The organism is Pseudohaliea rubra DSM 19751 (genome assembly GCF_000764025.1).
Classification (GTDB): domain Bacteria; phylum Pseudomonadota; class Gammaproteobacteria; order Pseudomonadales; family Halieaceae; genus Pseudohaliea; species Pseudohaliea rubra.
The window spans coordinates 52940-66806 of record NZ_KN234755.1; the positions used below are offsets into that span (position 1 = coordinate 52940).

Below are 13867 nucleotides of genomic sequence, written 5' to 3' on the forward strand. Positions count from 1 at the left end.
GGCACTGGCTTTTTTTGTTTTGCCCATACTCCGCTTGCATCTGCTAAACTCGCAGTACAGACCAGCGTGTTACAACGATGCTTCAGCTACTGCAATCCATTAGAGCCACTCTATTCCTCGCAGTTCTACTGACATCGCCTGGAGCAAACTCGGCCGACGAGCCACCAACCCAATATCATTTTCAAATAGCTGAAGTCTCCGACGACCTCACGCAGAGCTCCGTATCTGACCTACTTCAGTCCAAAACTGGAGAGCTTTGGATTGCCACCCAAGAAGGCCTGAACAGATATAACGGCCACACTCTCATCACATACCGCCATTCACCATCAGCACAGGGGAGCATATCTTCAGATGCTGTTACGAGCATAACTGAATCCTCTGATGGCAGCATATGGGTAGCCACGATCAATGGGGGATTAAACCGTTTCAACCCTAAAAAGAGAGTCTTCGAAACTTTCCTTTCTTCAAATGAACCTGAAAGCCTGGTATCTAATGACGTTTACGCAGTTTTTGCGGATTCTAAAGGGAAAATCTGGATTGGGTACGAGGGGGCCATCAGCTACCTTGACCTGCAAAGCAACAGTTACAAACATCTAATTGGCGATCGGGACCTCGATCGTTCTCTAGGGCTAGTAACAAGTTTCGCCGAAAGCTCCCAGGGAGAAATCTGGGTATCGACTACAGAAGCGGGCCTTCTCCAAATCAGCGATAGCCTGGAAATTGAACGCCAACAAACGCTGCAGACATCCGACCGCCAAGCAACCAAGCCCGCACAGCCTACTCACATAGCCCTCCATGGCGAAGAGATCTGGGTTGGCACATTAAACAGTGGGCTCTTTATGCTCAACACATCAAGCGGGAAATTTCAGCAATACAATACTAGAACGGCCACAACGCGGCTCCCCTCGAATACCATCTACGACATTTTTTTTGATGATCAGTCGAACCTATGGATTGGGACTAACTCCGGTTTAGCCGTGCTCGACGAGAGTCGAACCAACCTTCAACTCTACAGCAATGAGGACAGCGCCCTGCCAGCCGCCAGGATTACCTCAATTACTCAGACTCGCGACGGCACCTACTGGGTGGGCACTTTTTTCGGGCTCACGAAGGCGAGACGGTCTTATTTCAGCAAATATACCCCAGAGAATTTCGGACTCTCTAACCCTTCAGTGAACGCGTTTGCCACCACTGGAGATGGATCCATCTGGGTGGGGACGGATGACGGATTAAACCAGCTTAGCCAGAATAGCGAAAGGTTCAACTGGCTAAATACATTCACAAATCCAAGCTTATCGGACAGCGCCGTCATGTCGCTATTCGGAGAGGACGAAACACTGTGGATCGGAACTTACGCAGGAGGGCTCAACAAGTACAACCTGAAGACCAAAGAACTTACAAAAATTCGCGCGTCTCAGAGCACCCCTCGAGCCCTCGCTTCAGACGGAATAACATCCATCCTAAGAGCTTCTACCGGCCACTTAATTGTTGGGACGTATCAAGGCGGCTTATCGGTTTTTGATCCGGAATCCCAACACGCGACCGTCTACCTGCATGAACCATCAAACCGCACATCGATCAGCAGCAACAATGTTTTAGCATTACTCGAAGATTCCCGTGGGGCAGTTTGGATAGGCACAGAAAACGGCCTAAATCTCCTTGACCTCAAGACACGGGATTTCCAACGATACTATGCCGAGAATGGGAATACCAGCAGCCTGTCAAGCAACATGGTGTGGAGCCTTCATGAGGACCGAACGGGCAACCTCTGGCTTGGCACCAATGGTGGCGGTCTGAATTTGTGGCGAAAAAATCGCATAGAGGCGAATGCACCACAGTTTGAGCATTATTCGGAAAACATATCCCTACCCAGCAGTTCTATCTTCGGAATCCAAGAAGACAGTAAAGGAAATCTCTGGCTTAGCCACAACAAGGGGGTGACTAGATTTAACCCGAGCTCCCTTGATGTTCGTCACTTTCGAGAAGTAGACGGCCTACAAGATTCGGAATTCAATATGGGCGCAGCCTTCAGCGACAAAGAAGGCCACATTTACTTCGGTGGCCCCAGAGGCTTCAACAGAATCACCCCTGCTAACGTACCCGACTCAGCTCCAAGTCCTCAGGTGTCCATTGCCGAAATTCGCGTCATGAATCAACCGGCAAACTTGCAGGAGCCGTTCAATGAGGTCTCTGCGCTCCATCTCGATTACACAGACAGAATGTTTACAGTCGAATTTTTCGCAGCCGACTTTTCGTCACCCGAAAGTATACTCTATGCCTACAAGCTTGAGGGTATATCACCAGACTGGGTTATCTCGAGAGATGCGAAAAAGGCTTCCTTCACGACATTGCCGGCAGGCGAGTACCGTTTGCGACTCGCTGCGGCCAATGCGGCCGGGACCTGGAACTGGGACGCGAAACAAATCGACATTATCGTCGCTCCGCCACCATGGCTCAGCAAGGCTGCTTACATAATTTACGCAACGCTAGCGACGACGGCCGTACTGATCGCCATAGGATTTCTTACTTCGCGAGCGAGACGGGCAGAAGCGAGAAGAATGGAACTGGAGAATAAAGTCCGAGAGCGAACTCTGGAATTAGAAGAGGCGACAACGGTCGCTGAAGAGGCGAATAAAGCAAAGTCACAGTTCTTGGCGACCATGACACACGAAATCCGTACTCCCATGCATGGGATTATCGGAATGTCCGAACTTCTTCTAAGCTCAAAGCTCACGCCGTCACAGCGTCGCTTCGCTGAGACAGCTAAGCAAAGCGGGGAATCTCTACTCCAACTAATTAACGACATCCTTGACCACTCAAAACTCGAGGCCGATAAAACAGAGCTTGAGATTACACGTTTTGACCTGGTAGCCCTCATCGACGATGTGTGTCGCCTCCAATCCGAAGTAGCTTTTCGGAAGGGCATTCGCGTTTATAACACTTGCGATCCGGAAGGGCCAAGAGACTACTTGGGCGACCCCACTAGAATTCGACAGATCGTCACGAACTTAGTTGGGAATGCGATAAAATTTACCGAGGACGGAGCAGTACGGGTTTCGCAAAAAATCACTCAACCGATTACGCCAGAAGGAATTTACCGTGTATGCATTGCAGTCGATGATGACGGCATTGGTATGGACGAAACAACGCAAGCAAAGGTCTTCGAATCGTACACGCAGGCTGACGCCAGCACGACACGGCGCTTCGGTGGATCAGGCTTAGGTCTTACCATCTCAAGGAAGTATGCAGAGCTGATGGGCGGGGAGATACAAGTAAAATCGACCCCCGGCGTGGGCTCCAGAGTTGCTCTCGTTCTACCAATTAACAGTACTAAAGGCACTCAGGAGCTCACATTCAACCAGGAACCAGCGCTCCAATGCACGATATTTTCGGATGACGAGCTGATAACTAAAATGCTGGACTCACATCTACGCGTCCTATCTGTTACGACCATTGATCATCAATCGGGCATGATAGCGCCTTATGTAGGCGATGCTGATGAACCTCAGAGCGGCATAAAGCGAGTTGCATTCGTCCCGATCACCTACAACACGCCTGAACGCGCGGCACAAACCTCAGGCATGACTTCCCGCTTCAAGTCGATTGTTTACTATAGCTTTTCTGCGAAGGAGGTTGCGCTTGCCCTGGACAAGGGGCTGCAAGCGATTCATTTACCGGCAGTGAATAACGAAATAAAAGCCTTTATCGGTGAAGCAACAGGCAATCTTGATTCTTCCCCACAACCTGAGCCTACGACCAAGCCTGCGGTAAATTCTATCGTCGCAAGGGCTCATATTCTCGTCGCGGAAGATATGCCGGTGAATCAAATGATTATTGGCGAGTTCCTACACGCGGCGTCCTGCACTTTTGATATTGCGGCGAGCGGGAAAGAAGCCGTGGATTTGTTTGCAATTGGGGCCTACGATTTGGTCTTGATGGACTGTCAAATGCCTATCATGGACGGCTACGCCGCCACGAGAGCAATCAGAAAAAGCGAACCAATTGGCTCGCACATCCCGATCATTGCCCTTACTGCCGGGGGTAGCAAGGAAGACATAGTCCAGTGTCAGAAGGCCGGCATGGACAAACTTCTACAAAAGCCATTTAAGCAAGCAGACATCATTCTGATACTTGATGAATTTGGGCCCCCTATGCTCACGGGCGGCCATCCATACAAAGAAACAGAGAGTCAACAGTTATCGCCTTTTTTTGTGGACTCAGGCACAGAAATAGACGATACAGTAATTGATGGCTTGCGACGCCTCGCCGCTCAGACTTCTAATAGTAAACTCCTGGAAAGCCTCTTAGAGGGTTATCACGATCAAATGCAACAGAAGTTGTTCGAGCTTGATGCGGAGACAACTTCCATGAATGCGGCTAATGTTGCAACGATTGCACATGCCATCAAATCGATGAGCGCTAATATGGGTGCTATTCTCGTTAGAGAAATAGCACAAAGACTTGAAGAGGAGGCCAAGGCCGGTTGGGTTTCGGACTTCGAAAAGCAACACGAGAGCATAAAATGTGCGTTCATGTCTTTCATGAAGGCAGCCGAGAAAATTTCTTTTCGGTAAACGCACCTCAGGAGCTCCACAGGCTATGTATGCTTACGATTATCGTAAGCGTCGGTTTATTTTCTTTCCCAAAGCTCACAACGGCGGCTTCAACTGACCCCGGGAACTTTCTTAATGTAACCCCCCTTGCCCTTGCAGAAACATCCGGGACTACGTTTACAGACATTGTCGTCCGAGCCGATCGCGACGTCTGGGCAGCGAGCCTAAGCTCCGTCATTCGTTACGACGGCCACTCCGTACAAAGGTATAGCCTGCCAAGGATGGGTAGCGACGGCTTCCCAGTTGCGCGGATAGCAGATCTCTTCCTAGGACCTTACGAAAAAGTTTGGGTGGCTGGTTTTAATGGCAGCATTTACAGATTTAATCCCAATCATGCGCGCTTCCAACTGATTGCATCGCTCAGCACGGAGCACGCTGCGCTAAGCGCCGTTAAACACGATGGACAGACAAGCTTATGGTTAGGTTATGCCGACGGAAGCTGCAAAGTCTATGATATCGCCATGGGGCATATTCGCTCCGTTTGCGATCGTTTAAATACTCCAGTCAGGGACTTTTCCTTTAGCTCAAGCTCCACTCTGATCCTATCAGAAGATGGCCGCCTTCTTCGACTACCAAATCAAGCAATAGGACCGTCTGTTCCCATCCAATATTCCTGCGAAGGTGAGCCAGGGCGATTCAGCAAACTTGAGATACTTGATGAGACCTCGGTATTAATCGGATCAGAAGGTAATGGCCTATTCCGGTGCAATCTCTCCCAGCCGCGAAGTTCCTTAAAGACCGTGCCACTTGGTTCAGGAAATACGGGCAGGGCAACCATTCACGAACTCTTAATTAGCCACAGCACTGACACAGTCGTTGTAGCTACGGACTCCAGTTTAGTAATTCTTGATGCGAGATCACTGAATATTCTCTACAACTCCCGGAACGCAAGTGACCTTGTATCGACGGAGTTTACCGGGATTGCCATGCAGAACGCAGATACAATTTGGGCGTCTAGTTTCGCCGGTCTACATAGACTCCAAGTATCACCAACGGTAGTCGTACGCGAATTGCCAGCAACCTCTTCGCCAGCGATCGTAGGCTTTGCAAGCGTCGACGAAAATACAACTGTAATAGCAGATTATGCCGGCTTACTGCTCCTTAACAAAAAAAATACCGAGGATATAAATGAGCACAGTATTGCCCGCATCTGCGAAGCGTCGGGCGGAATTACGGCTGTTGCCGTGCGTGGGGACAGCATCATCTATGGGCTAAGAAGCGGGGAGGTCCTCCAAGGCACCATTATGAGTGGCAGTACAGAGTGCGAGCCAATCGTGCTTGCAAGCGGTGTTGGACCCGTTAGTGCCGTTACCATTGTAGATAACGAGATATTCATTGGCACTTACGGTAATGGAGTTTACAGACTACGAGACTCGGGCAGTCTCGAGAAATTGACCCCCCCTGAAGCCTCCAACCCTATCCAGAAGAGGATAGTTCAGATCGAGCCGGTAGGCAGCTTCGGAGTGTTGTTGCTCACTGAAGGCGGCTTGATAGCGATCCCAGAAAGTCAGAGCTCAAAAGAATCTCTTTCCAAGTTAACTCGACTACTGGAGGGCACCACACCATGGGCAGCCTCAACTCTAGGAGATCTTCTCTGGCTTGCGACGCCTACGGATGGAGTCTATGTGGTTTCATTAAAGGATTTCCCCTTGCGCGAGCCAACAATCTTGGCGCATCAGGAAGTTCCTGGGGAAATCATTCAGGCAGTCGAAGCGACGTCTGACACGGAAGCTCTAATCGCAACCACTACTGGTGTTTTTAACGTTAGCACCACAGGCGGCATTTCCAGAGTTTACGCCGGCTCGGGCAATGCCCTAGTCAGATTCGACTTTGGAGCATCTCACAGTAATTCTTCGAGCGTCCTATTCGGCGGAACCGGGGGCTTTGTCTATATTGACCCCGACAGAATACAGGTAGCGGTGAAAACACCTGCCCACGGGATCACTTCCTACGCCATTGATGAAAAGCGCTTTCTCCTCTTTCGTCCACTGACTGAGTTTGACCGGGTGGTTATCGAACCCGAAAATCGGAGATTAACTTTTAATATTGGTTCACTAGCGCCCCTGATAGTGAAAGATCTAGAACTTAGGTACAAGCTGAAGGGCTTCGATGCGACGTGGAGTCAAGGCACGACACGAAACGAAATCTCCTATACCAGCCTGCCCCCAGGCAGTTACCAATTTCAGTCTCAAGCCAAAGACTCTAGTGGCAAATGGAGTTCTGCAACCGTCTCTCTAACAGTTCAGGTGCTACCACCTTGGTGGCGATCCTTGTGGGCTCTCACGGGTTATCTTTTGGCTGCGATAGGGCTAGTAGCATTGATTAAACACTACTACGGCACAATCCTCCTCTCCCGCCGCGCCACGCAGCTCGCTCGCGAGATGACGGCCACCGCTAACCAGGCAATAGAGGACATGCAGGAGGAGGTGGAAGCACAAGGGCGATTGCTGGAAAACGTCACGCGCAAGAATGTTGCGACGCTTTCCTGGATCTCGGAACTAGTGGGTCGTCAGGCGGACACGCTGCCGGACGCCCTGTCGGCGGAGTTAGCCAAGGTTTCTCTTGAGCGTATCGATGCCTTCGTGTGCCTTGAGTACGCGCTGCGCTATCGTGATGATCGCGTGCTGGCAGATCTTCATAGCTTTACGGATGAGTGCATTGCAATGCTCTGCGCCCGTCGCGGCTGCAGCAGCAGGTTTACGCTGATCAATGAGGTTAGCGATGAGCTCATTGATGCTGAGCACGCTGCGCGAGTCGCAACGGTTATCTTCGAACTGCTGGTCAACGCAATAGATCATGCGTTTGAGGGCAGGGAGCATGGCAATTTTCTGCGCGTGGCCTTCGAACTGGCCCCGCTGGACGACTCAACGGCCCTGAGGGCCGTAGTCACCGTGGAAGATAACGGTATCGGGCTGCCGGAGGGGCTAGCTCTCGAGGACTACGCGACGGCGGGCTTTTCTCTGGTCCGCGAGGTTGTCGCACACTATGGGGGCAGCATCGAACGGCCGGCTTCCAGTGCAGGTACATCATGGCGCGTCGAACTGCCGCTACCGCGAGAACCGGTGGCGGAGTGACCTTCAGCGCCCCCGAAATTCGGGTGGGCGCTTCGCTCTCTGGGCTGCAAAACCTTCCGCAAGGTCATCGGACGCAGCGCAACGGGCGGCGAGGGCCTCTGCCTCATCGAGATCCAGCTTACCGGCAGCGGCGCCGGCGATGATCTGCTTCATGGCGCGGACCGCCAGAGGCGCCAGCCCGGCGAGCTGTTCGGCATAACTTTGGACGGTCTGCTCCAGCTGCGCCGGCATGACGAGGTGGTCGAGGAAACCAATCCGCAGCATCTCGTCCGCATCCATGGTTTCTGACGCAACCAGGATGCGCCTGGCGACGCCGGAGCCCAGGCGCTGCACGAAACGCTGGATGCCCCTGACCGGGTAGCAGAGGCCCAGGGATGCCGCCGGCACACGCAGGCGGGTGCCTTCGATGCCGATGCGGAAGTCGCAGGACAACGCGAGCTCCACACCGCCGCCGAACACGTTGCCATTGATCGCACACACGGTCGGGATCGCAAGGGCGGCCAGGGCGTCTGTCATGTCCTGATAATCGTCGCCGCGGATTTCCCCGGTATTGAGTTGCTCCAGGGAAGCACCTGCGCAGAAGGTTTTGTCACCGGTACCGGTTAGCACCAGCGCGCGGACCGTGGCGCTCTCCGTTACCGCCTCCAGCGCGGCGTGAATGGCATCGAGCTCACGACGCCCGAGGGCGTTATGCTTCTCGGGGTTGTTGAGGGTCAGGCGTGCCACCTGCGCTTCGATGCTGAACATAACGGTTTCCGACATATCCCCTCCTCGCCAGGCGCTGGTATTCTGGCACAAGGGCCTCGGGGCCGCCACGAGGAAGCAGGCGATTGCACGGCGATCAGACGACACGCACGAAACGCTGCAGCTGGTGCGGCGAACATGCCGACTACCAGGCCTACCATGACGAAGAGTGGGGCGTGCCCCTCACCGAGGAACAGCGACTGTTCGAGTTCCTTACCCTCGAAGGCGCGCAGGCCGGCTTGTCCTGGCTGACGATTCTGCGCAAGCGGGAGGGCTATCGCCGTGTCTTCGAGGGCTTCGACCGCGAGCGCCTGGCCCGCTGGGGCCCGGCGCAGCTCGCCGAGGCGCAGGCGTCGACCGGCATTGTCCGCAACCGGCTCAAGATCAAGGCGGTGGTCACCAATGCCCGGGCCACGATCGAGCTCGCGGAGCGCGGCCCGGGGCTTTCACAATTTCTCTGGGGCTTTGTTGATGGTGCGCCCCGGCAGAACCAGTGGCACCGGCATGAGGACATTCCCGCGGAAACACCCCTGTCGCGGCAGCTGAGCCGGGAGCTAAAGCAGCGGGGCTTTACCTTCGTCGGCCCCACCATCTGCTACGCCTTTATGCAGGCGGTCGGCATGGTCAACGATCATCTCGTTGGCTGCTTTCGCCACGAGCCCTGCGCCCGGCTGGGGCAGCGCTTCACGCTGCCTGAGCGGGACCCGTCCTAGACAGGAACAAAAAAAATACTTAAAGTTGGAATTTCCAACTTTCCAGTAAAGCCACTGCGGGAGCAGCGCCTGCCCAGCATGAGCAGCAGCGAGTCATTCACCTCTCGCGCCCAGCCCTTCAACCGGCAGGCGCAGCACGACGCGAAGCGAGCCGCAATCCTCTCCGAGGCCGCCCGCCTCTTCAACGGCAAGGGCTCCCGCGCCACGACGCTGCAGGACATCGCCGCCAGCCTCGGTCTTACCAAGACCAGCCTCTACTATTACGTCCGCACCAAGGAAGAACTCATCTACCAGTGCTACCTGGCAACGCTGCAGCGCCAGCACCAGGCTCTGGACGAGATCGAGGCACAAACAGTCAGCCCGGTCGAGCGTATCCTGGCGTTTCTCAAACGCCAATTCGAACAGTGGCAGGAGGCGCGCGAGGGGCGCGATGTCCACCTCGCCGCGCTGCTCGAAATTGCCTCGCTCAAGGACGAGCACCGCGACGCTATCGAACAAGCGTATATCAGCCTCTTCAAGCGCCTGCGCAGCTATCTGCGCGACGGCATGGCCGATGGCTCGCTGCGCAGCGGTGACAGCACGTCCATGACCCGCGCCATCATCGGCTCGCTGGACTGGTTGTTTCACTGGCTGCACAGTGTTCCCGAGGATGGCGTTCAGGTCGCGGCAGCACAGGCCGCAGACCTGCTCCTGCACGGCCTTTACGCTGGTCCGGGGTGCTATCACAGCGCTATCGGCCCTGCTGACGTCGACAGTGGTGTCACGGCGAGCGGCTTTGACCGTGACGAGCAGAACCGTCTGAAGCAGGAAGCCTTTTACAAGGCAGGCACCTGGCTGTTCAACAGAAAGGGCTTCAACGGCGCCTCCCTCGATGAGATTGCCGATTACCTGAGCGTCTCGAAAGGCGCCTTTTATTATCACATCCGTAACAAGGAGGACCTGCTCTACAACTGTTACAACCAATCGCTGGCTATTGTCGAGCGGGTTTACCGCGAAGCGGAGAGCGCTGGCACCTCCGGCATTGAAAAGATCGACTACGCAAGCCGACGCACCTTCCTGATCCAGAACTCGGGCTCAGGTCCCCTGATCCGCTACAACACGATCACCGCCCTGCCGACGGCCAGGCGGCTGGAGGTGCTTGCGCGCACGGACACAGCCAACAACCGCTTCGTGGACTTCCTGGCCGAGGGCGTCGCCGACGGCAGCATCCGGCCCGTGGATCCACTCGTAGCAAGGAACCTGCTTGCGGGGGCTATCAACGCCTCCATGGATATCTCGCTTTGGCGCCGGGTCGGCCATATCGACGATGCGGCCCGGGAGTATTTCGATCTCTTTTTCAACGGGCTCCTGCACCGGGAGCCCGAAGCAACCACGGACTGACTATGGATCACGGCCCTATCGAGCGACTCATCGAATACCTGGAAGTACAGCGCGTGGATCGTTTCCTGTTTACCGGGAAAAGTCCGGCCCGGCCGAGCCGCATCTTTGGTGGCCAGGTGCTGGCGCAGTCCCTGAACGCGGCCCTTCGCTCTGTCGACGCGGCTTTCGAAGCACACAGCATGCACGCTTATTTCCTGCGCCCTGGCGACCCGTCCCGGCAGATCGTTTTCGAGGTAGACCCGATCCGCGACGGACGCAGCTTTGCTACGCGCCGCGTCGTGGCCAAGCAGGATGGGCGGGCGATCTTCAATACGGCCATCTCCTTCCAGCGCTGCGAGCCCGGGCTGGAGCATCAGGCCAGCCCGGTCAAGGTGACCCCGCCGGAAGCGCTGGAGTCGGACTTCGATTTCTGGACGCGCAAGCATGCGGAAAATCCCGAGCGCTATCCCGCGCCGCTGGCCCAGGCCATCGAGCGCCGGGTAGTCAACCGCCGGGACTACGACAACCCACAGCCCCAGGAAGCCGTCCAGCACAGTTGGTTCCGCGTCAGCGGCGACGTCGGCGAGGACCCGCACCGCCACCAGGTGCTGCTCGCGTTCATGTCGGACTTTGCGCTCCTGGGCGCTTCACTGCTGCCCCATCCGTATACGGCACAGAGCCCGGGCATGCAGGTGGCCAGCCTCGACCACGCCCTGTGGTTTCATCGGCCTGCGCGCGCCGACGAGTATCTCCTCTACGCGATGGACAGCCCAAACGCCAGTGGCGGCCGCGGCTTCTGCCGCGGGCAGTTCTTCACCCGCGACGGACAGCTGGTGGCCTCCACGGCCCAGGAGGCACTCATTCGGCGCCGTGAGGCCTAGCGGCGCCGGCGCGCCATCCCGCCAGGGTCAGCGGTAGGAGACCAGGTTCTCGTCGCGCTGTGCTCCAAGCACGCGCAGGAAGGAGCAATCGTTGAAGTAGGATAGGGAAACGCGCTCCCTGCTGTAGAACAGCTGCGTCACGGAGCAGTTGAATACGGGCTCATAGAACTTGTAGGCATGACTGCCATCAAGGCCAAGCACCCCGGCCACAATCGTCGCGATGGTGCCGCCGGAGGTGAATACGGCAACAGTCTTGCCGCCCCCCTCCCGGACCATCACCTGCTTCAGCGCCTCGCGCACACCACCCGAGTAGTCCCTCCAGCTCTGGATAGCCGGCACATCGCAGGCATCAGATACCCAGTAGTTGAACACGGCGTCGATGACCTTCTGATAGTCCTTGGATGACTTGAGGCCACGCTCAACCACAGCCTGCAGCTGCTCGTTGTCCTTGAGTACGATGGGCAGGAGGTGTTCGAGATGCTCGTCGTTGCGCACCTCGTCAAAACGCGCGTCTTCCGTGAGCGCAACCTCAGCAGGCTGTGCCGCCAGCACCCGCTCCGCCGTGTGCCGCTGGCGCTTCAGGCTGCCGCAGTAGGCGCCATCGAGCACAATGCCATGATCGCGGAAATACTCGCCCACTCGCTCGGCCTGCCGTACCCCGAGCTCCGAAAGCCGATCATAATCATCAGTGCCAAAGGACGCCTGTCCGTGGCGCACCAGGTAAATTGTAGCCATCAGCCGGTCCTTTTCAGCTCGGTGTCCTTCCGGGGGAAGCTCAGGCGCCGCCGGTAAGGGTAGAAGGTCGTGATCACGCCGTTGTGGATCTGCTGCTGCAGACGCCACCAGAACTCCACATCGTAGAGATCGCCGTGGCGGGCATCGAAGGCTTTCCGTGCACGCTGGTTACCGGAGAAAAAGAGGCGGAACTCTTCCGGGAAGACGTCGTTCGGCCCCACGGAGTACCAGGGCTGGCCCGACAGCTCCTCTTCTTCCGTGCGGGGCGCCGGTATGCGTCGGAAATTGCAGTCTGTCAGCGGCATGATCTCATCGTAGTCGTAGAAGACGACGCGGCCGTGGCGGGTGACGCCGAAGTTCTTGAGCAGCATGTCCCCGGGAAAGATATTCGCCGCGGCCAGCTGCTTGATGGCGTTGCCGTATTCGTCCATGACATCGTTCACCTGCTCGTCCGTGGCATGCTGCAGGTAGAGGTTAAGCGGGTCCATGCGCCGCTCGACGTACACATGGTTGAGGATGAGTGCACGACCCCGCTCCTCGATCTGGGAGGGCGCCTCGCGATAGAGCTCTTCCATGAGTTCATCGGAGAACTGGTCGCGGGCGAACACGAGCTTGCGAAACTCCTGCGTATCGGCCATGCGGCCGGCCCGGTCCCAGCGCTTTACCAGCTGGTATTTTTGCATCACCTCTTCCCGGGTCACCTCCTTCGGCGCCGTAAAGCGGTCCTTGATCACCTTGAAGACATACTCGTAGGACGGCATGGTGAACACGAGCATCACCATGCCCTTGATGCCCGGGGCAATGGCGAACTCGTCGGCAGTATTCTGCATATGCCGCACGGCCGTGCGGTGATACACGGTCTTGCCATGCTTGTAGTGGCCGATGGCGCTGTAGATCTCGGAGATCGGCTTTGCCGGCATGAGCTGCCTGAGGAAAAGCACATACTGGGACGGCACCGACGCATCAACCATGAAGTAGCTTCGGGTGAAACTGAAGATCACACTCACTCGGTCCGCGCCGAAGAGCACCGTATCCACGTACACCGCGCCGCGCTCATTGTGGCGCACCGGCAGGGCGAAGGGCATCTGCTCCTCGCCGGCAACAATCCTGCCGACGATATAGGCGCTCTTGTTGCGGAAGAAGTGGTGCTCCAGCACCTCCAGGCGCACAGACCCGGCGTCCAGGTCGATGCGCGGCGCCACAAGCACCTCGTCGATCATGGCGGTGATGAAGCCCACGTCCCGCTCCCGGTCTTCCCAGGGCACGTTGAAGCTGTAGGCATCGAGGAGCCGCGTGAAGGCGTCGCGAAAGTCATCTTCCACAGGATAACGGCGCAACACCTTGCTCATGTCCGAGGGCGGCATGTCTCCCCGCGGCGAAAACACGAAGGCATAGTCATCGCGAATCTCCGCGTGGTCGAGCACCTTGCAGAACACGGAGTTGAAGAACGTTTCGGCGATCTCGAAGTTGTTGTGGCCGCGAAGCAGCTCGGCGTAGACGGGCTTGGCTTCGCGCCAGAAATCGAGGTTCTCCAGCTGGTCGCCGGCGACCAGCTTCACGTAGTCGAGGACAGCGCGAACCTTGATCTTGTAAAGGTCGATGCGGTCCCGGGAGCCCTGCTGCACGCCGTGCCAGTCCGTATTCTCGAAGCGGGTCCGGGCTGCGAGGGTGATGTTCTGAAAGTCGGCGAAATACGCTTCAAAGCCGTTGAGGATGATGCGCGCGAAGCGCTCCTTGCGTTCCATGGG

8 protein-coding genes are annotated in these 13867 nt (G+C 56.3%); 5 read left to right on the forward strand and 3 right to left on the reverse strand.

The features are described from left to right. The first annotated feature begins 77 nt into the window (after positions 1-77). Together HRUBRA_RS14915 and HRUBRA_RS14920 are read left to right on the forward strand one after the other, a co-directional pair. Complete coding sequence (locus HRUBRA_RS14915; protein ID WP_084592494.1) at positions 78-4574, forward strand: hybrid sensor histidine kinase/response regulator; 4497 nt, start codon at positions 78-80, stop codon at positions 4572-4574. A 29-nt stretch (positions 4575-4603) separates the two neighbouring features. Continuing rightward, positions 4604-7687 (forward strand): triple tyrosine motif-containing protein, encoded by a 3084-nt coding sequence (locus HRUBRA_RS14920; protein ID WP_236629800.1) that lies wholly within the window; start codon positions 4604-4606, stop codon positions 7685-7687. Between the two features lie 3 nt (positions 7688-7690). On the opposite strand, the gene HRUBRA_RS06075 is transcribed toward HRUBRA_RS14920, so the two are convergent. Beyond that, entirely contained in the window at positions 7691-8449 is a 759-nt protein-coding gene (locus tag HRUBRA_RS06075; RefSeq protein WP_035515457.1) for an enoyl-CoA hydratase/isomerase family protein, read from the reverse strand. Positions 8450-8517: 68 nt separating this feature from the next. Between HRUBRA_RS06075 and HRUBRA_RS06080 the strand changes: the two genes are divergently transcribed. From HRUBRA_RS06080 to HRUBRA_RS06090, 3 genes are all read left to right on the forward strand, one after another. Beyond that, positions 8518-9144, forward strand: a complete 627-nt coding sequence (locus HRUBRA_RS06080; protein WP_035515459.1) for a DNA-3-methyladenine glycosylase I — start codon at positions 8518-8520, stop codon at positions 9142-9144. 78 nt (positions 9145-9222) lie between these two features. Continuing rightward, positions 9223-10524, forward strand: a complete 1302-nt coding sequence (locus HRUBRA_RS06085; protein WP_035515462.1) for a TetR/AcrR family transcriptional regulator — start codon at positions 9223-9225, stop codon at positions 10522-10524. 2 nt (positions 10525-10526) lie between these two features. Further along, positions 10527-11384 carry an acyl-CoA thioesterase gene (locus tag HRUBRA_RS06090; protein WP_035515463.1) on the forward strand — a complete coding sequence of 286 codons (858 nt, stop codon included), beginning with the start codon at positions 10527-10529 and terminating at the stop codon, positions 11382-11384. Positions 11385-11411: 27 nt separating this feature from the next. On the opposite strand, the gene HRUBRA_RS06095 is transcribed toward HRUBRA_RS06090, so the two are convergent. Together HRUBRA_RS06095 and aceK are read right to left on the reverse strand one after the other, a co-directional pair. After that, the gene (locus tag HRUBRA_RS06095) at positions 11412-12119 is read right to left on the reverse strand and encodes a histidine phosphatase family protein (protein ID WP_035515465.1); all 708 of its coding nucleotides are present in this window, start codon (positions 12117-12119) and stop codon (positions 11412-11414) included. After that, the gene (gene aceK, locus HRUBRA_RS06100) at positions 12119-13864 is read right to left on the reverse strand and encodes a bifunctional isocitrate dehydrogenase kinase/phosphatase (protein WP_035515466.1); all 1746 of its coding nucleotides are present in this window, start codon (positions 13862-13864) and stop codon (positions 12119-12121) included. The genes HRUBRA_RS06095 and aceK overlap by 1 nt, the downstream gene beginning before the upstream one ends. Positions 13865-13867: the final 3 nt, after the last annotated feature.